Source organism: Yoonia litorea (assembly GCF_900114675.1).
GTDB classification, from domain to species: Bacteria; Pseudomonadota; Alphaproteobacteria; order Rhodobacterales; family Rhodobacteraceae; genus Yoonia; species Yoonia litorea.
In genome coordinates, this window is the sequence record NZ_FOZM01000002.1 from 378,276 (window position 1) to 397,270 (window position 18,995).

An 18,995-nucleotide genomic window follows, 5' to 3' on the forward strand; every position below is an offset into this window, starting at 1 on the left:
TTGCTCAGTGGCCTTCGTCGTCGAGTGATCCGTGCACGGCAAATTGAGCCAGATCGGCTGGCTGCGCTTCAATGACACGGTATGCCTCTTTCACGCCGGCCGGCGTCAGTTCGCGCGACACAGTAAGCATGGTGCCTTGCTCATGATCTTCGCATAGATCGGCCATATGCGCGATTTCGGCTTCGGCGACGGGCATTGCGGCCTCAATGGAAGGGGCGTTGTAGTAGGTCACGAAATGCTGTGCGAGCGTGCTTGTCAGGCTGGCGACCTTTGCAGGTGAGACATCTGTCACTGAAACGAATGTTGCCCGTCCACCTGTCTCAAGCCCGAACCAACCGTTTGCGAAGGCCTGTCGTGCTTTGCCAACCAGATCATTGTCTGACCAGTTGGAGAATTCAAAACCACCCGAAATGCAGTACTCACCGGTCCGTGCAGGATTTGCGAAGACACGCTGATCGCTTTCGTCAAGATGGGTTGCGACTGCAAGTTTCATGCCTGACCTTTCAAGAGTGTTGTCAGTGGCAAAAGATGTGTCTGTCCATTTTCATCTTTCAAAAGCATCCCGAAGTCTTCATCAATCCCCATGAACGTTCCCTTGAGGCCCGACTGGGTGACGTCTTCGCCAATTCCGTGTGACAGTCCGCGCCATTCGGTATGCACACCACGCGGGCCATCTGTTTCCCAGCGATTGATCCAGTGCAACGTGTGGCGCGCCCAGCTTTCGATAAGTTGGTCCGGAGCGACATCAGCGCAGCCTTCCGCAGCCAAAGCGGTCCGGTCTGGTGTGTGGCCCATTTCATCGCTTTCCGGCAGGAAAGGCACCCTGAACCCCACCACGATCCAGTCCGGTTCCGCATTGGGATCATCTGTCGAAGCTGCAACATCAAACGCACCGCAGGATGCGCCATTCACACGCAGTTTTCCGTCCCATTCCAAGTGGACGGAAACCTCCGGCGGGGCGAGAGCGCCGAGTGCATTCTGAAAACCGACAGCACACAGCGGCAGCATCGCCATAGCCTTTGACAGAGGAACTTCCGGTGAGAGGATCAATGCCGCTTCGATCACATCTGCGCGTGTGCCGTAGGTTATAAGGCCTGCGTCACACCCGAGCGTTGCCTGGCGCTGGGCTTCGGTGAAGGCGTCTTCATCAACCGGCTGACCTTGCATCATTGGCGGAAACGTCAGCGCCATCACTTAAATCCTGCGGCGAGTGTACGGGCGATCTGGTAAAACGCGGCTGCTTGCGGCCCGTCAGGGTTGCTCACAGTGACCGGCGCGCCGCCATCGGCGGCCAACCTGACTGCAAGATCAAGTGGCACCTCGGCCAAAAGCGGCACATCCAGTTTGGCGGCCTCAGCGGCGACACCACCGTGGCCGAAGACGTGTTCTTCATGTCCGCAGTTAGAGCAGATATGCGTGCTCATGTTTTCGATCATCCCAAGGATCGGCACGTTCAGTTGCTTGAACATATCGATCCCCTTGCGCGCATCGAGCAACGCCACGTCCTGTGGAGTAGAGACAATGACCGCGCCGTCGACACGTGCCTTTTGTGCCAATGTCATTTGCACGTCTCCAGTGCCCGGCGGTAGATCCACCAGCAGCACATCAAGGGCACCCCACTGCACTTGCATCATCATCTGCTGCAACGCACCCATCAACATCGGCCCGCGCCAGACGACCGCTTGATCATCGTTCGTCATCAGGCCAATCGACATGAGCGTCACGCCATGATTGCGCAAAGGCAGGATCGTTTTGCCGTCAGGTGATGCAGGCCGCCCAGAGACCCCCAACATTCTTGGTTGTGAAGGCCCATAGACATCGGCATCCAGCACCCCGACCCGCAGCCCCATCTGGGCAAGCGCACAAGCGAGGTTGCTGGTGACCGTAGATTTGCCGACACCACCCTTGCCTGACGCGACCGCTATGATGCGATCAACGCCGGGAATGCGCTCCGGTCCGGTTTGTTTTGGTCGCTGTGGCTGTAGATCGGGCGGCGCGGCGGTTTGTGTATGGCCCGTCATCACAATGGAGACGGCATCGACACCATCAAGTGCCTTCAGCGTTGTCTCTGCCTGGGATTTAACAGGTTCATAGGCCGCAGCCTGATTGCCGGGGATTTCAAGCACAAAGCGGACTTTTCCCGCATCCACATTCAAGGCCCGCATAACGCCACTTGAAACGATATCGCCGCCAGCGGGGTCCGATATGTTTTTCAGGCAGTCAAGCACTGCCTCGCGTGTGATACTCAAGTGGCGTCGCGCCCCGTAATATTGCCGCTGACCTCATGGACCATGTCCAACCCGTCAATCGTAATGACGGCTTTTACGGCATAGACCTGATCGGATTGTCCACCGTTTCGCATTGCTTCTTCAATTGCCTGCTGTGAGGTCACACCAACCTGTTTGAGAAACTTGCGCATCGACATGTTGAAATCGTCATTACTCATCATCGAGCCCTCCCTGTTCGCTTACGTCATTCTATCAGTGATCGCGCCGTGCCGACAAATAATCATCGGTTGTTCGCGGGCGAGGACGTTCGCCGCCGCTGAGCGGTTGGTCCTCGCTGTGCATCTGGTGAGCGACGCGGCAGTCATCACACATCTGGATCATCGCCAGTCTATCAGAGCCTGCAAACATACTGTGGCCCGCCAGCTTTTCTGTGATCCGGTCGATCGTCTTCTTTGAGCCGAACAGCGTGTTGCACGAAATGCAGGCAAATGGCTCTTCCTCATTGAGAATGCGTTGCTCAAGGGCTGCGTCTGTCAGATCGAATTGTGGGGTCAGGCTGATTGCCTTCTCGGGACAGATCGTGGCGCAGATTCCGCATTGCAAGCAGGCGTCTTCCTGAAAGCGCAACTGAGGTTTGTCCGAGTTATCACCCAATGCGCCAGAGGGGCATAGCGAAACACATGAGAGGCACAGCGTGCAGCTATCTGTATCAACAGCGATTGCGCCATAAGGTGCGCCCGTTGGAAGGGCAACGATATCCTGTTCGGGATTGAGTGCCTTCGCTGCTGTGCGCGCAATTTGGCGACGGCTGCCAAGCGGTCTGACCGACTGGTGTTGAGGAGGCATTGTCCCGGCTTCGAATACATCAGCCAAGGTTTCAGGGTCGGCGATATCTGCGATGAGTATCCGTGTCTTTCCAGCCAAGGCGGTCGCAAGCGCAACTTGAGATGCGATTGCATCCCGATCTGCCAGCGGTCCGGGGAGAATAGCAATCTCGACGAATCCGGCAGCTGCCGCTGCCAATATCTCTGCGTGACCGAAAGTGCCGACAGCCGTCACGTGGAGCGGGATGACGTCAGCATCCAAGCCATCGTAGTGACGGCGCACGAGGCGGATCATTTCAGCGCCATGCCCATCATGGATCAGCAGCTTTGGAGCCTCTACACCATTTGCTATGATTGTTTGTGCAAGGGATTGGACACGTCTGATCGTCACTGAAGTCGGCGGAGCATCATAGCGGATTGCCTCAGACGGGCATGCGGCAGCACAAGCGCCACATCCCGCGCAAACCATCGGATCAATCGAAACATGGTCCCCATTCGGAGAGATTGCCCCCGTCGGGCACAGATCAAGACACCGAGAGCAACCGGTCTGTCCGGCCCTTGAATGGGCACAAAGCAATGCTTCGGTCTGCACATATAGCGGTTTTTCAAAGGTGCCTGTGAGATGTGATGCGGCAAGCACCGCTGCGGAAACGGCCGCAGGGTGTGCAGGATCAGCACGCAGGTAGCCTTCTCGTTTTTCGTGGGCCGGGAATAGCGGTGTGTCACCGCGTAAATCGAGGATCACGTCACAGGTTGACCGTCCGCCGTCACGTGGCTCGGATAGGGTTGGCACTTCACTTGAGCCCGGATGAGGCAATTGCAGCGCATCAAGCGTGACGTCGAACTGGCCCAACGCACCTGTGGCGCTTCGCAATTTTCCGACGATGACTTCAACGCCATCAATATCAGGCTGGTTGTCACTGCCTTTAAGCAAAAGCGTCACGCTGAGATACGGTGCCAACTGTCTGGCAGCCTCTGTCGCAACGGCTTGATCGCCTACGACAAGGCATCTGCCTTCAGAAATGACGTCAAGCGTTTTGGCCGGCGCTGCGGGCGTTGCCGCGTCATTGAGCAGGGCGGCGAGCTTTGCCAGTGGTGCGGGGTGCTGGCCCGACCATCCTGAGACCGCTCGCAGGTCAACGACAGCCGGTGCAGGGACATCACTATCGTAGGCGCGGGCTTCGAAATGTTCGATGCTTTTATGGCAGCAGATAACCTGCGCCACGTCTTCTGGCGAAAGCTTGGTGGCATCGCACATAAAATGAGACGCGAACCGCACTTGATGCGGTGTCATGGTTGATAGCGTTCTGGCCTGATCAGCGGACAAACCTGTGCATGGACAGATCATGAATTCCACGGTCATCGGTGCCCTCCCACGCCACAGTTGCAGCGGCTTATGAAACATCTCTTTCGGGCGACAGCATAAGCACAGCTTTGGAATGGCAACAATTCGGCTGGGGTGCGGCGGAACCGCCCACTTGGGCGATGAAAATGTGATCAGAAAAAATATAGTATTTTGATCAGCTTACAGTTTTTTCCATCGTTATCAGCCGGTTGTATGCAATGGTGCGCAAATTGTCGCGTAGGATAAAATCAAAATGCGTCAAGAGCATTCACATACTATTGTAGATTGTGAAGGGAACGATTGGATGAATGCTTTAGCCGAGCATAAGACCTGCACACTTCCGGTCGGAATTGTGATGCAGAAGAAGCCAGGAGTAACGCGTTGGGCCAAGTGGACATGGTCGGCGCGCGCTGTGATTCCGGGTGCTGCGCCTGCTGATTGGGTTGAAATGCGCCGCGACGGCGATTGCGTGGAATATCATGCCGCCACGCGTTCGATCGAGCTCTTTTCCACTGATACCGAAGCTTACCTTCACGGCCTACATGCCCGTGATCCCTCAGTTTACGTGATTCTCAGGCCTGTGGAGGCAGGAGTGCCTCTTGATGTCATCCTTGTCACCGTGTCGCCCTACGAAGCTCAGGACTACGCAGACAGTGGCGAAGAGATGATCGAAAAGGTTCCAATGCCGCCTGTGGTGAGGGAATGGGTTGAGGATTTTATTTCGGCGCATCATCGCGAAGAGACATTCAAAAAGCGACAGCGTGACAAGAAGCGGATCGATCTTGTGCAAGACGGCATCGGTGATGCGCGGTTGGCGCAGACCGCCGATGTCTATGCATCGCCGCAACGACTCAAGGGACGTCTGCAATGACCGAATTGAGTTTCTGGGAACAACGCAAGCGCGGTATTGCAGCTGAACAGACAGCCGAAATGCAGCAGCGCAAAGAAGCCGACGCTCGCGCTTGCGAAAATGAATTCGAACACCGGTCCGACGCAGACATTCTCGCAGAGCTTGGTCTGCCGGAACCGGAAGGGATTGAGACTGCTGAACAGGTTCGCGCGTTCTTGAGCCACACCCTCCCCCAACGTCTCAAGGTGCGCGCTTTACGAAAACTTTGGCGTCTCAATCCCGCTTTGGCTAACCTCGACGGTCTTGTGGACTACGGTGAGGACTTCACTGATAGCGCCACAGTGGTCGAGAACCTGCAGACAGCCTACCAGGTTGGCAAAGGTATGTTGCGCGATCTTCTCGAAGATACGCCCGAGACAGACGTCCAGCCAACAGACACACCCGATGAAGAAACACTCGACGCGGTCGCTTCCTCGTCGTCGGACACCGATTCACCTCCCACGGTTTCCGACACTGTCCCGATAGACCCAGCCTTTGCTGCGCAAGAGGAAGCGACCGCATTTGAAACACCGCCACGCCGCTTCATGCGGTTCAGCTTTGAGCCCGAGACAGACCGAGGAGCCGCATGACCGTGACCGCTGATATCGCGCTTGCACCCGAAGACCGCCAGCGTGCGGACCTTTACAATTTTCTGGGTGTCCTTTTGGCGTCGCCACCGGACGAGCTTTTGCTCGAACAGGTCAAGGGCCTTTCCGGCGATCAAACGCCGTTGGGCGAAGCAATCACTACACTGGCGAAACTCGCGAGGGTCACTAAGCCGAAAATGGCAGCACGCGAGTTCAATGCCCTGTTTATCGGTATGAGCCGCGGCGAATTGCTTCCCTATGCGAGCTACTACATGACGGGCTTTTTGAATGAAAAGCCGCTCGCGCTATTGCGTCAGGACATGGCAAAGCATGGACTGGCGCGGTCTGAAAAAGTGTTCGAGCCCGAAGATAATATCGCCAGCCTGATGGAAATGATGGGCGCGATGATTGCTGGTCGTTTTGATCAACCGATCCCGCTTGATGCGCAACGCGCCTTTTTCAACCGTCATATCGCGCCATGGGCACGTCTTTTCTTCTCCGATCTCGAAGCCGCGAAAGCCTCGGTCTTTTACGCCCCTGTCGGGACCGTGGGCCGGATTTTCATCGAGATTGAAGCAGAAGCCTTCCGGCTTGCCGGAGAGGCATGAATTACGCCGCCTTCCCTGTTGAGAGCAGGGGAGCGGTTCACGACGGGGTAGTGCACTGCCCCACATTGAAAGGAGGGTACATATGGCCCCCAAAACCGAAGAAAAGCGCTCGGGCAACCGTCGCGATTTCCTCAAACTCTCGGTCACAGCCGCGCCAGCCGCCGCTGTTGCGCTGGCAGGCAGCGCAGACACGGCAGAGGCAGCGCCAGCTGATCTGTCCAGCGACACACTGCAAGACACAGCGCAGACACGCGCCTACTACGACAGCGCCCGGTTCTAAGCCGGACGGTGACACCTTCATGCCTTGAAGCGAATGGTTGCGTGACGCCCGACTGCCAAAAGGATTTCGACGATCTCCGCACTTCGAAGGGCACTTCGAAGCAGCATGGGAGGACCTAAATATGCTTAGGAAAAAGACCAACGGGATTGCGCGACGCTCCCAACGGACCTCGATCCTGTCTGATGTGGCCAACACATCAGTTGACCGCCGCGGGTTTCTGCGCGGTTCCGGCCTTGCCATCGGTGGCTTGGCTGCGATTGCTGCCACTGGCGGCACTGTCCAGAAAGCACAGGCCGCTGGTGCGGCCACGATGGGCAACATTGATCTCAAAAAGACAGTCTGCACACACTGTTCTGTCGGGTGCACGGTTGTGGCCGAAGTCTCTGACGGTGTCTGGATCGGACAAGAGCCGGCCTACGATAGCCCGTTCAACCTTGGTGCGCATTGCGCCAAAGGGGCTGCAGTGCGGGAACACGCCCATGGTGAGCGCCGTCTGAAGTATCCCATGAAGAAAGAGAACGGCGAATGGATCCGTATCTCATGGGAACAGATGATCGACGAAGTCGGCGACAAGATGCTGAACATTCGCGAAGAAAGCGGCCCCGACAGCGTTTACTGGCTGGGATCGGCCAAGCACAGCAACGAACAAGCCTATCTATTCCGCAAGTTTGCTGCCTACTGGGGCACGAACAACGTGGATCACCAGGCGCGTATCTGTCACTCAACGACCGTTGCGGGTGTTGCGAATACATGGGGCTACGGCGCCATGACCAACAGCTACAATGACATCCACAATTCGCAGGCGATCTTCATGATCGGCTCGAACGCGGCAGAAGCGCACCCTGTTTCGATGCAGCATATCTTGCGCGCCAAGGAACGTAACAACGCGCCTGTGATTGTTTGCGACCCGCGCTTTACGCGCACAGCGGCCCATGCGGACGAATATGTCCGCTTCCGTCCCGGTTCGGACGTGGCGCTTGTCTGGGGTATTCTGTGGCACATCTTTGAGAATGACTGGCAGGATGATGAATTCATCCGCACCCGCGTATGGGGCATGGACCAGATCCGCGAAGAAGTCGCCAAGTGGAACCCGGAAGAAGTCGAGCGCGTAACCGGTACACCCGGAAGCCAGCTTGAGCGCGTGGCCCGTACCCTTGCCAACAACCGTCCGGGCACCGTCATTTGGTGCATGGGTGGTACGCAGCACACCAACGGGAACAACAACACCCGCGCTTACTGCATTCTGCAGCTGGCCCTTGGCAACATGGGCACATCGGGTGGCGGTACCAACATCTTCCGTGGCCATGACAACGTGCAAGGTGCCACGGACCTTGGCGTTCTGTCACACACACTGCCGGGCTACTATGGCCTTTCAGGAGGTGCATGGGCGCATTGGGCGCGTGTCTGGGGTGAGGATCCAGAGTGGCTGAATGGCCGCTTTGCTAAAATCACCGCCGCAGATGGTTCAGAGAAGTCATTGCAGAACCTGACCGGTATTCCGGTTTCGCGCTGGATTGACGGTGTTCTTGAAGACAAGGACAACATGGACCAGAACGACAACGTGCGGGCCATGGTGCTTTGGGGCCACGCGCCGAACTCTCAGACCCGTCAGGTCGAGATGAAAGCCGCGATGGAAAAGCTCGACATGCTTGTCGTGATCGATCCATTCCCGACAGTGGCATCTGTTTTGAGCGACCGGACCGATAACACCTACCTCATCCCTGCGACGACTCAGTTCGAGTGCCGTGGTTCCGCCACAGCTTCGAACCGGTCTTTCCAGTGGCGTGAGCAGGTCATTGATCCGCTGTTCGAGAGCAAGCCAGATCACGAGATCATCGCGCTTTTCGCACAGAAGTTCGGCTTCCATGACCGTCTCTTCCGCAACATTGCCTTGGAAGAAGACGGGCTGACACCAAACCCGGAGGACACACTCCGCGAAATCAACCGCGGTATGTGGACAATCGGGTACACCGGTCAAAGCCCGGAACGCATCAAGCTGCACATGGAAAACCAGCACACCTTCGACCGCACGACGTTGCAGGCGATTGGTGGACCAGCCGATGGCGATTACTACGGTCTGCCATGGCCTTGCTGGGGCACTGCAGAGATGAGCCACCCTGGCACACCGAATCTCTATGACATGTCCAAGCCTGTCTCCGAGGGTGGTCTGACCTTCCGTGCGCGCTTTGGTGTGGAACGTGACGGTGAGAACCTGTTGGCTGAGGGGGTCTATTCCAAGAACTCCGAAATCCAGGACGGCTACCCTGAGTTCACCATGCAGATGCTGATGGACCTTGGCTGGGATGGTGATCTGACGGATGACGAGCGCGCGGCGATTGACGCTGTGGCCGGTCCGAACACCAACTGGAAGACCGACCTTTCGGGCGGTATCCAGCGGGTTGCGATCAAGCACGAATGTGCACCGTTCGGCAACGCCAAGGCGCGGGCCGTGGTCTGGACCTTCCCGGATCCGATCCCGCTGCACCGTGAGCCGCTTTACACCAACCGTCGTGATCTTGTTGCGGATTATCCGACATATGAGGACCGCAAGTTCTATCGCTTGCCGACCATGTATGCCTCGATCCAGAAGCAGGATTTCTCACGCGATTACCCGATCATCCTGACCTCTGGTCGCCTTGTCGAATACGAAGGCGGCGGGGACGAGACCCGGTCCAACCCATGGTTGGCCGAGCTTCAGCAGGACATGTTCGTGGAAATCCATCCGCGCGACGCCAATAATCTTGGTGTCCGTGACGGCGCGCAAGTCTGGGTCGAAGGACCAGAAGGCGGTCGCGTCAAGGTGATGGCGATGGTGACTGAACGGGTCGGCGAAGGCGTTGCCTTCATGCCGTTCCACTTCGGCGGGCACTTCCAGGGTGAGGACAGAAGGGACATGTATCCTGCAGGCTCCGATCCTTACGTGCTCGGTGAAAGCACCAATACCGCGCAGACCTATGGCTATGACTCCGTGACGCAGATGCAGGAGACGAAAGCCACCCTCTGCAAGATCATGCCAGCGTAAGGAGACCGTCAAATGGCAAGAGCAAAGTTCCTGTGTGACGCCGAACGCTGCATCGAATGCAACGCCTGTGTCACCGCTTGTAAGAACGAACATGAGGTGCCTTGGGGGATCAACCGTCGCCGTGTTGTGACCATCAATGATGGCACGCCCAGCGAAAAGTCGATCTCGGTGGCGTGTATGCATTGTTCAGATGCGCCCTGCATGGCCGTCTGTCCGGTAGATTGCTTCTACCAGACTGCTGATGGTGTGGTGCTGCACTCCAAGGATCTGTGTATCGGTTGCGGATACTGCTTCTACGCATGTCCGTTCGGTGCACCTCAGTTCCCAGCGGCAGCCAACTTTGGCAGCCGTGGCAAGATGGACAAATGTACCTTCTGTGCCGGTGGTCCTGAAGAGAACCACTCGGCTGCGGAATTCGCCAAATACGGGCGCAACCGTATCGCGGAAGGCAAGCTGCCTGTCTGTGCCGAGATGTGTTCCACGAAAGCCCTCCTCGCTGGTGACGGCGACACGGTGTCGGCCATTTACCGCGAGCGCGTCGTCGCCCGTGGTTTCGGGTCCGGCGCTTGGGGCTGGGGCACGGCGTATGATGGTCGTGACACCTGATCCATGTGATCTCAAGACTGAAAGGGCGCGCCGAGTGTGCGCCCTTTCGAGAAAGATTTTCTATATTTCCGGCATGTTTTCTGGAGGCATACCGCAATGATGACCCGGCTTCTGGCTTTGGTGATGACCTTTTTGCTGATGGGCCCTGCACTGGCGCAGGACACTGCCCCTGACCGCAGCGCAACCGGCGGGGCGCAGACCCTCGAAGATATTATGGCACGCCAAGCGGGGCTTGCGGTCAATGATGCCGAGAGGCGAGCCAATGTGGGTGATCCAGACAGTGCCGCCGGCATTGCCGAGCAATTCGGTGTATTGGGTGGGGTCTCTGATCCGGAGCTTTGGCGTGGTGTCCGCTATGATAGTGCCGATATCACGGTATCTGCCGGTGGTCCTGTTGCTGAAACGCTTGTCCAGTCTACAGGTATGACCTGGTTCGCCTTCCGTGAAGGGCCCTTGGCGACCTATGGCGGTTGGCTTCTGCTAGGGACGATCGGGGCGCTCATTCTTTTCTATGTCGCGCGGGGCAGGATCCTCGTCGATGGCGGGATGACGGGCCGCTTTGTGGTGCGCTTTCAGTTCATCGAACGGTTTTCGCATTGGCTTTTGGCTGGATCGTTCATTCTGCTTGGACTGACCGGTCTTGCGATCCTCTTTGGTCGCAAGGTAATTGCCCCGACATTCGGTCCAGAGGCAAACGCCATGCTGCTCAAATGGGCAATGTATGTGCACAACAATGTCGCGTGGGCGTTCATTCTGGCATTGGTCATGATTTTTCTGCTCTGGGTTTGGCACAACATACCGAACCGTCTCGATCTGATCTGGTTTGTGCAGGCTGGCGGGATCATTGGTAAGAACCACCCCCCAGCCAAGAAATTCAACGCAGGTCAGAAAATCATCTTCTGGTCCTGCATCCTGCTCGGCAGCTCGATCGCGGCATCTGGCGTTGCATTGCTGTTTCCGTTCGAGGTGAATCTCTTTGCCAAGACCTTTGCGCTCCTCAATGCCACCGGACTGCCGGAACTTGTCGGCTACGGACCGCTGCCTGAAGTCCTTGCACCACAAACCGAGATGCAACTGGCGCAAGCGTGGCATGCGATTGTTGCCTTTGTTCTGATGGCCATCATCATCGCGCATATCTACATCGGATCTGTCGGCATGGAGGGTGCGTCTGGTGCCATGACCCATGGCGAAGTGGACGAAGCATGGGCACATCAGCACCACTCGATTTGGCTGGATGAAGTCAAAGCCAAGCAACAAAACGAAGCACCCGCTGAATAAGCGGCGGGACTGAGGGATCAACGATGAAACCGATTTTTACCGGATTTGCAGCAATCATCCTGATCGGCTTGGGAAGCGCATTCATCCTGCCCGAATTGGGCTGGTCAAGCGCCGAACGGCAATCGAGCGAGAACGTCCGACTAGACTAGCGCGCGATCGACGTCACGTTCTGTAGCGTTCAGTGAAACGGCGCAGGATTTCGCCCGGAACGGTAACGTCGGCGGCTTTGCAGACTTCGATCAGCCGGTCGGCATCTTCCGGCGGGAAATAGCCATGATTGCGGTAGACCCTGATCCGTTTTGCAAAGTCGTCTGAGTCCGCTTCTGGATGGAACTGCGTGGCATAAACATTCTGACCGAAGCGTAGCATCTGGATCGGACAACTCTCTGATCCAAGCAGGTGCACGGTTCCGTTGGGCAAGCTCTGAACAGCCTCTTTGTGGCCGACAAAGGCGGAAAAACTGTTTTCCAGCCCGTCCAGCAAAGGGTCTGCTTCAGCGCCTTCGATCACTGTGCAGAGCGTCGGACCTACCGCCTCGGCATAATTTTCTTTGCTCACATTGCCGCCAAGATGATGTGCAAGGATGCCAAGCCCGTAGCAACACCCCATAAACGGGTGATCTTCTTTCGTGATCTGAGGCATCAGACCGAGAATTTGCCGCTCAATCCTTGCGTCCATCTCTGACTTCTCATCAGGCGCATCGCTGATACATCCGGGCCCACCGCCGACGATCACACCGGAGTAGTCGCGAACGTCGATGTCTTCGGGAAGTTCTTCGCGATCCAGACACACACGCACCGTCTCATCGGCCGTCAGGCCGCACTTGTTCAGAATTGCCGCATATTCGTCGTCAGATGCATCTTTTTCTGGACGGAGTTGGAGGATCAAGAACGGCTTCATCGGTGGTCGGCATCTCTTCTGACAAGTTCGATTGAAACCTAGTCAAAGTCCCATGCCGATTCCAGCCGCGCGACCCGAATGTCAGACTATTTCGCATTTGCCGCAAAGGCAGCGGTTTGGCGACGGAAAAACAGTTTTCAGCCATGCCCTCGTCGCCGCGATCACCGGATCGTTCTTCCGCGTTTCGTAAAACACAAACCACAGCCCGCGTCGCACCAGCAAATGCTGGTTATCTTTCTCGACTGGTTCCAGCGCAGGGAAATCTCTGGCGATGCAGGTTGGGACGATGCATGACAGACCCGTCGCTTCTGCCGCTTTGGCAATCGCACGGAAGGTATCCAGTCGGAAGCGTGGATCGCGACCAAAGTGGGTTTCGGCAAGTGTGACTTCGGCCAGTCCCCGATACGCCGGAGGAAGCCCTATCCAATCAGAGTCGCTGCCGCCATGTGGGCGATAGATGCCGACATTACAGTTCGCAAGTTTCGCACGCGCAATGCCGGGTGTCTCTGGTCGCGATAGCCGCAAAGCCACATCAGCCTCGCCGCGTTCAACGGCAGTTGTCCTGTCGCTTGCCTCAAGATTGACTGCCGATTGCGGGTTGTCGGCATACCACTGCCCGATTGCCGGCGCGAGGTGGTCGCTGATGATGAAGGATGAAGTGTTGATCGTCACGGTGCCGCGAAATTCGCTTCCGTCTTCGAGGTTCTTGAGCATGAAGCCAAGGTTTGCCTGAGCGGTTTCTGCAATCCTTAACAGGTCCTGCCCGGCGTCTGTCAGTTCCCACTTGTTGCCGACAGGCATCAGCACTGGCTGGCCGATTTCTTCGTTGATGGCTTCGATGTGGCGGGCAACTGTGCTGCTCGTGATCCCCTGCTTTCGCGCAGCCGCACGGTAAGAACCCGCCTCGGCGACCGAGAGAAATGTCTGTAACTGACCCCAGGATCGAAAGCGTCTCATGCGCGAAGTTTTTCATTCTTGCGCTTTAGTGGCCACTAGGCCCCTGACCAAAAGGTCAGGTCGGAGTGTTTGATTTTTGAGAGGGGGTGGCTGATTTTTGGATGTGTGTGTGCCACTGGTGTTGCGTTAATTCTCCCTAAGTCACTCACGGCAACTTGCCAGCAAGGCCACGACCTGCCTGAAGCGCCCGCGCCAGGATCAAGGGCGGCTTTGCTGGCTTTGCCGTTTGAGCACCCCATGCAACATCATCTCAGTATGCGCAGCGATGAAACTGTCGCGGTCGATTGGACCGTGCATCTGAAAGACCATGCTGTGGATTGCATAGAAAATCGCCGGCGCAATCACGACCTGCGGATTATTAACGATCGGTGACGGATCAACTTCGCCGCGCGCGACTCCTCGCTCCAAAATTGTGCGGAGGAGCGACGTTCCGCGCTGGATTGCCATTGCATGATAACGTTCCACGACCTTGGGAATGCGATCTCCTTCAGCAACCATGATCTTGAGAAGAGTTTGTGCGCGCCCGTCCACGAATTGGTCGTAGATCGCCGTCAAAAGATGGGTCAGCAGTTCTGCGGTCGTGCCTTGAAACCCAGCAAGGGTGGTTTCGTTTTCAGCCAAAACCTCAATGACGTGCTTTTCCGCGGCGGCAAGAAATAACGCCTCTTTGCTTTCGTAATAAAGGTAGATCGTCCCCTTTGCGATCCCGGCAGCCTTGGCAATGCGGTCAAGGCGGGCGCGTTCAAACCCATGTTCGGCAAATTCGTCGATACCCGCATCAATGATCTCACTCGGGCGTGCATCTTTACGACGTTGAGCACGTGGTCGTCCTGCGTTTGGCATCGGCTCTTTCCTGCTCTTCCCTTTGATCTGCGTCGATCAGCTGTGAAAATTCATCCAATTTCTGCACCGCCGCGTAGAAATTACAAGTTTACCATTTACTGACCGGCAAGTCAGTATTAAATGACTCGTGAGTCATTAAGGAAGGATTGTGCGATGCGCAAGGTTTTCAAGTTCATCGGGACGGCAATCAGGGAGTTGTTCTGGATCACAGCAGCGGTCGCAATCCTGGCTGGTGGCTATTTTGGCTTCCAGTATCTTGGTGACAACCGTGAGATTGTTGAGGCTGAACCAGCGGCGCGTCCAATTACTCTGGTCGAAACTGCTGGCTTCGAGGCCGTTTCGGGACCTCTGCCTATTCGTGGTGAGGGGTTTGTAGAACCATTTCGCACCGTAGCGCTGTCAGCGCCGACGGGGGGCCGTATCGTCGCTTTGCACCCCGCGATCACAAGTCGCGGCAAGTTTTCTGAAGGTGACGTGCTTGTTGAAATCGAAGCCAACACAGAGCGGGCGCAGATTGAACAAGCAAAAGCATCAATCGCAGCGACGGAAGCGCGGTTGGACCTGATAGAGACGCAGCTGGACCGCGCCAATAACCTGCTGGAGCGCAATGCAATTTCCCAAGCCGCTGTCGACGACCTTCTGGGCCAGCAAGAAGAGGTGAGAGCCAACCTTGAAGGACAGAGAGCGCAGCTTGTCTCCGCTGAAATCGCTTTGGAGAACAAGATCGTTCGCGCACCATTTGACGGGACTGTTCAGACAAAAGAAGCAGAAATCGGCAATGTTGTCGCTGGTGGCAGCCCGATTGCGCGCATCTATACCGATGATCAGATGGAAGTCAGTGTCGCGATCCGTGAAAGCGATGCCGCACTTATTCCGGGACTGTTCGAGGGCCAGCCTGCACCCGCGACCGTCGAAATTCGCTTTGCCGGTGTCACCGAAGCCTGGAGTGCCGAAGTCGTTCGGATTGATCCTTCGCTTGATCCGCAAACCCGCACGTTGACGGCGACTGTTGCCTTGGGTGACCGTAACGAAAGCGCCAACGCGCTGCCGTCAGGTGCGCCGCCAGCGCTGATCAACGCATTTGCAGAAGTTGTGATTGATGGCATCCAGCCGAAAGAGACCTATGCCATCCCGTCAACCGCGCTGCGCAATGGTGGCCAGATTTGGTTGCTGCGAGATGATGCGCTGGTGATCCATCCTGCCACTCTTGTCCATGTCGATGGCGAAACATCGTTTGTTCGCGTCGAGAATCTCGATCCTGATGACCGCTTGATTCTCACCTCGCTTGCTGCACCGCAGCCTGGCAAAGCACTGCGTGATATCGCTGACGAATCGCGCACCTCGCAAAACGACGCCTAGGAGACTGATCGTGAACGCAGCAATCCGATGGATGACAGAGCACCCGGTCGCGGCGTGGCTTTCGATGATCCTGCTCGTAGGCATGGGGGCGATTACGGCCACCAACCTGCCGCAGAAGACATTTCCTGAATTCGCCCTTGATGCGGTTTCGATCTCGGTAAGCTATCCCGGGGCGTCACCATCAGAGATTCAAGCCAGCATCGTGCAGCCAATCGAGGACGAATTGAGCGGTGTTGACGGTATCGACGATATCACCGCCAATATCTCCGAAGGGCGGGGCGGTGTTACCGTAACCTTTCTTGACGGTGAAGACATCGAAACCAAACTCGATGAGATCAAAACCGAGATCGATGGCATCAACGTCTTTCCAGAAGATGCTGATGATCCCGTCGTCGTACGAGCCGACAATTCGACACGGGTTCTTGAGATCGCGCTTCACGGAAGCGCCACTGAACGTGTTCTCAAAGAAGAAGCAAGACGGCTCAAAGATGAGCTGACCTCACTTGACGGCATCTCATTTGCCGAAGTCACGAACGTCCGCGACTACGAAGTCAGCATCGAGATCGACCGCAACACACTGCGTGCCTATGGCATGTCACTCGATGAGGTCGCGCGGATCATCGGGGTAAACTCGCTTGAGTTGCCTGGCGGTTCGATTGAGACAGAAAGCCTTTCGATCCCGATCCGGACGCTGGGGCGCAACTACACGCGCGCGGATTTCGAAAACATCGTGATCCGTGCAAATGAAAATGGGGCACAGGTCTACCTGCGCGATATTGCAACGGTCAGCGATGGATTTGAGGACAGTGACCTGTCTTCACGTTTCAACGGGGACCCTTCGGTTTCGGTAAATGTCTACCGCGTTGGCGATGAGCAGATCCTGCGCATTGTCGAATTAGCACAAGAACATCTGCGCACAGAATTCCGTCCATCGCTGGAGGAAGGGATCGAAGCAACCGTCTGGCAGAACGAAGGCACGCAGCTTCAGTCTCGCATTGACCTGCTTACAAAGAATGCTTTTGTCGGTCTGGCTTTGGTCATTCTCTGCCTTGCGCTATTCCTCGACGTCCGGCTGGCATTCTGGTCTGCGATGGGGATCGGGATCAGCTTTGCGGCCACCTTCATTGTCATGGGCGCCCTGGGTATGTCGATCAATATGATCTCGCTCTTTGGTTTCATCCTCGCCATCGGGATCGTCGTCGATAATGCCATCGTGGTGTCAGAAAATATCTACAAGAACGGCGAACGTGGTCTGGCCCCGATGGAGGCCGCGGTTAAAGGCACGCAGCGGATCGCAGTTCCTGTTATCTTTTCCACGCTGACAACGCTGGTCGCTTTCTGGCCGTTGCTGCAGATGCCCGCACCGTTGGGATCGTTTCTGGGTGATATTCCCACGGTTGTGATGATCGTTCTCACACTGTCGATGCTGCAGGCCTTGCTGATCTTGCCGCGCAATTTGTCAAACCTCGATATCGGCCCGAATTATCGGCCCAACCTCGTGTTCCGCTTCATCGGCGGGATCCGGTCTGTGATTGACCGCGGGCTGAAATGGTTCATCAAATACCCCCTCGATGCGATGCTGCGGTTTTGTGTAAACCGGATTTTTATCCCGATTGCGGGCGTCATCGCGCTGATGATGCTGACAATCGGTCTGATCTCGTACGGTTACGTCCGCTTTAGCTTCTTCCCCGAAATCCAGGGTGAGTTTGTCACGGCGGCCGTCGAGATGAATGATGGCACCACATTTGAGCGGACCGAAGATGTCGCTGAAGGTTTGCGACAAGCCGCGCTGCGCGGCGGCGACAGGTTACAGGACACCTTGCCAAGTGATGCACCAACTGTGGTTGTTGGCCAATATACGGTTGTCGGTATCGGCGCGGGTGGTGGCGGACCCGTTGGTGGCGCACCGCCTGTCTCCCCGACGATTGCACAAGTTGTCGTCGAGGTGACCGAAGCTTCTGCCCGTGACTGGGAAACTGCAGCCTTTGAACGGCTGTGGCGTGAAGAGGTTGGGCAGATTGCAGGGGTCAATACGCTGACAATTTCCTCATCACTTGTGGATGCGGGCGATGCGATTTCGGTTGAGCTTTCATTGCCGGGCGATGCAGACATCACACCCGTCGTCGAAGAGTTGCGCGCTGGTCTAGAGAATATTCCAGGGGTGTTCCAAATCCTCGACGACAACTCGTCGGGTAAACTGGAATATACACTCGCGCTGAAGCCCGAAGCGCGCCTTTACGGCGTGACGCTGCAGGATCTGGCGCTTCAGACGCGAAATGGCTTCTTCGGGATTGAGGCGACGACCGTTCAGCGTGGCCAAGATAATGTAGCGGTCATGGTCCGTTATCCGTCTGAAGATCGCGACAGTTTGGCCGATCTTCTCGACACCCGCATTTCGACGCCAAGCGGTGATCTGATACCGCTTTCTACTGTTGCAACACTGGCTGAGGGTTTGGCACCTTCGGAGATCCTCAGACGCAACGGGCGTCAGGTGACGACTGTCACCGCCGATGTTGACGAAAGCATCATCACTAACGGTGAAGCCAACCGTATCATCCGTGAAGAGTTGCTGCCGCCATTGATTGCGGCAAACCCGGGCTTGAATGCAAGCTTCGGCGGTGAACAGGAAACCCAAGGAGACGCGCAAGCAGCACTGGGTCAGGCACTTGGCATCGCTCTTTTCGTGATCTTCGCGCTTTTGGCGCTGATCTTCCGCAGTTTCGTGCAACCACTTGTTGTTATGCTGGCAATTCCGCTCGGCCTGATTGGTGCGGTGACCGGTCACTTGATCCTCGGCATTCCGCTTGGTCTTTTGAGCTTCTTCGGCATTATCGGTCTGGCTGGAGTTGTGATCAACAACAGCCTCGTCATGATCGATCTTTACAACGAGTATCTGGCCAAAGGGTATGCGGTTAAAGACGCTGTTGTCGAAGGTACAAAGGACCGGTTCCGCCCGATCCTGCTGACATCGGTTACGACCTTCCTCGGGGTGTATCCGTTGATCATGGAGACATCGCTACAGGCGCAGTTCCTGATCCCGCTGGCTGTGTCGATCGGGTATGGTGTTCTGATCGGGACCGTGGTGATCGTTTTTGCCATCCCGGCTGTCTTCATGCTGGTACACAACATTACCGCTGGTGTGAAAGCTGTTGCACGTGCACTGGGTGGGCAGGAGGCAGACGACGGGCAAACGGTAAGCGACGAGCCTGAACCTGAAGCGGCACCCCAAATGCGCCCGATCCATACACCGCTCAAAGCTGCGGAGTAGC

General features: G+C 56.4%; 18 protein-coding genes. 10 read left to right on the plus strand and 8 right to left on the minus strand.

Features of this window, described 5'->3' with window-relative positions; translation table 11 throughout:
• Positions 1–4: 4 nt before the first annotated feature.
• The 5 genes from BM316_RS12015 to BM316_RS12035 are packed head-to-tail and all read right to left on the minus strand — an operon-like array spanning position 5 to position 4,310.
• Positions 5–493, minus strand: coding sequence for a DUF6505 family protein (locus BM316_RS12015; RefSeq protein ID WP_090208799.1), 489 nt, complete (start codon positions 491–493; stop codon positions 5–7).
• Complete coding sequence (locus tag BM316_RS12020; RefSeq protein ID WP_090208801.1) at positions 490–1,191, minus strand: biotin/lipoate--protein ligase family protein; 702 nt, start codon at positions 1,189–1,191, stop codon at positions 490–492. The genes BM316_RS12015 and BM316_RS12020 overlap by 4 nt, the downstream gene beginning before the upstream one ends.
• The gene (locus BM316_RS12025; RefSeq protein WP_090208803.1) at positions 1,191–2,249 is read right to left on the minus strand and encodes an Mrp/NBP35 family ATP-binding protein; all 1,059 of its coding nucleotides are present in this window, start codon (positions 2,247–2,249) and stop codon (positions 1,191–1,193) included. The genes BM316_RS12020 and BM316_RS12025 overlap by 1 nt, the downstream gene beginning before the upstream one ends.
• Positions 2,246–2,446: a DUF6494 family protein gene (locus tag BM316_RS12030; protein ID WP_090209465.1), complete on the minus strand. Its 201-nt coding sequence runs from the start codon at positions 2,444–2,446 to the stop codon at positions 2,246–2,248. The genes BM316_RS12025 and BM316_RS12030 overlap by 4 nt, the downstream gene beginning before the upstream one ends.
• Before the next feature lie 34 nt (positions 2,447–2,480).
• On the minus strand, positions 2,481–4,310 hold the full coding sequence (locus BM316_RS12035; RefSeq protein WP_242649889.1) for a 4Fe-4S binding protein: 1,830 nt from the start codon (positions 4,308–4,310) through the stop codon (positions 2,481–2,483).
• Positions 4,311–4,701: 391 nt separating this feature from the next.
• Here BM316_RS12035 and BM316_RS12040 point away from each other — a divergent pair, with 391 nt between their 5' ends.
• From BM316_RS12040 to BM316_RS16840, 8 genes are all read left to right on the plus strand, one after another.
• Positions 4,702–5,268: a DUF3305 domain-containing protein gene (locus tag BM316_RS12040; RefSeq protein ID WP_278246876.1), complete on the plus strand. Its 567-nt coding sequence runs from the start codon at positions 4,702–4,704 to the stop codon at positions 5,266–5,268.
• Complete coding sequence (locus BM316_RS12045; protein WP_090208809.1) at positions 5,265–5,876, plus strand: DUF3306 domain-containing protein; 612 nt, start codon at positions 5,265–5,267, stop codon at positions 5,874–5,876. Before BM316_RS12040 ends, BM316_RS12045 begins: the two co-directional genes overlap by 4 nt.
• On the plus strand, positions 5,873–6,481 hold the full coding sequence (locus BM316_RS12050; RefSeq protein WP_090208811.1) for a TorD/DmsD family molecular chaperone: 609 nt from the start codon (positions 5,873–5,875) through the stop codon (positions 6,479–6,481). Before BM316_RS12045 ends, BM316_RS12050 begins: the two co-directional genes overlap by 4 nt.
• An 82-nt stretch (positions 6,482–6,563) precedes the next feature.
• Positions 6,564–6,761 carry a twin-arginine translocation signal domain-containing protein gene (locus tag BM316_RS12055; protein WP_090208813.1) on the plus strand — a complete coding sequence of 66 codons (198 nt, stop codon included), beginning with the start codon at positions 6,564–6,566 and terminating at the stop codon, positions 6,759–6,761.
• 121 nt (positions 6,762–6,882) lie between these two features.
• A complete protein-coding gene (locus BM316_RS12060; protein WP_090208816.1) occupies positions 6,883–9,783 on the plus strand; it encodes a formate dehydrogenase subunit alpha in 2,901 nt (966 codons plus the stop codon).
• A gap of 12 nt (positions 9,784–9,795) precedes the next feature.
• Positions 9,796–10,389: a formate dehydrogenase FDH3 subunit beta gene (fdh3B, locus tag BM316_RS12065; protein ID WP_090208819.1), complete on the plus strand. Its 594-nt coding sequence runs from the start codon at positions 9,796–9,798 to the stop codon at positions 10,387–10,389.
• Positions 10,390–10,488: 99 nt separating this feature from the next.
• A complete protein-coding gene (locus tag BM316_RS12070) occupies positions 10,489–11,667 on the plus strand; it encodes a formate dehydrogenase subunit gamma (protein WP_375342243.1) in 1,179 nt (392 codons plus the stop codon).
• 23 nt (positions 11,668–11,690) lie between these two features.
• Positions 11,691–11,816, plus strand: a complete 126-nt coding sequence (locus tag BM316_RS16840; RefSeq protein ID WP_278246877.1) for a hypothetical protein — start codon at positions 11,691–11,693, stop codon at positions 11,814–11,816.
• Between the two features lie 13 nt (positions 11,817–11,829).
• Here the strand turns inward: BM316_RS16840 and BM316_RS12075 are convergent, their stop codons facing one another.
• The 3 genes from BM316_RS12075 to BM316_RS12085 form a co-directional block, all read right to left on the minus strand.
• A complete protein-coding gene (locus tag BM316_RS12075; protein ID WP_090208824.1) occupies positions 11,830–12,567 on the minus strand; it encodes a glutamine amidotransferase in 738 nt (245 codons plus the stop codon).
• Between the two features lie 81 nt (positions 12,568–12,648).
• A complete protein-coding gene (locus BM316_RS12080) occupies positions 12,649–13,524 on the minus strand; it encodes a LysR family transcriptional regulator (protein WP_090208827.1) in 876 nt (291 codons plus the stop codon).
• Positions 13,525–13,722: 198 nt separating this feature from the next.
• Positions 13,723–14,367 carry a TetR/AcrR family transcriptional regulator gene (locus BM316_RS12085; protein WP_090208830.1) on the minus strand — a complete coding sequence of 215 codons (645 nt, stop codon included), beginning with the start codon at positions 14,365–14,367 and terminating at the stop codon, positions 13,723–13,725.
• Between the two features lie 153 nt (positions 14,368–14,520).
• On the opposite strand from BM316_RS12085, the gene BM316_RS12090 reads away from it, so the two are divergent.
• Together BM316_RS12090 and BM316_RS12095 are read left to right on the plus strand one after the other, a co-directional pair.
• Entirely contained in the window at positions 14,521–15,726 is a 1,206-nt protein-coding gene (locus BM316_RS12090) for an efflux RND transporter periplasmic adaptor subunit (protein WP_165606585.1), read from the plus strand.
• A gap of 10 nt (positions 15,727–15,736) precedes the next feature.
• Entirely contained in the window at positions 15,737–18,994 is a 3,258-nt protein-coding gene (locus tag BM316_RS12095; RefSeq protein ID WP_090208835.1) for an efflux RND transporter permease subunit, read from the plus strand.
• Position 18,995 lies beyond the last annotated feature (1 nt).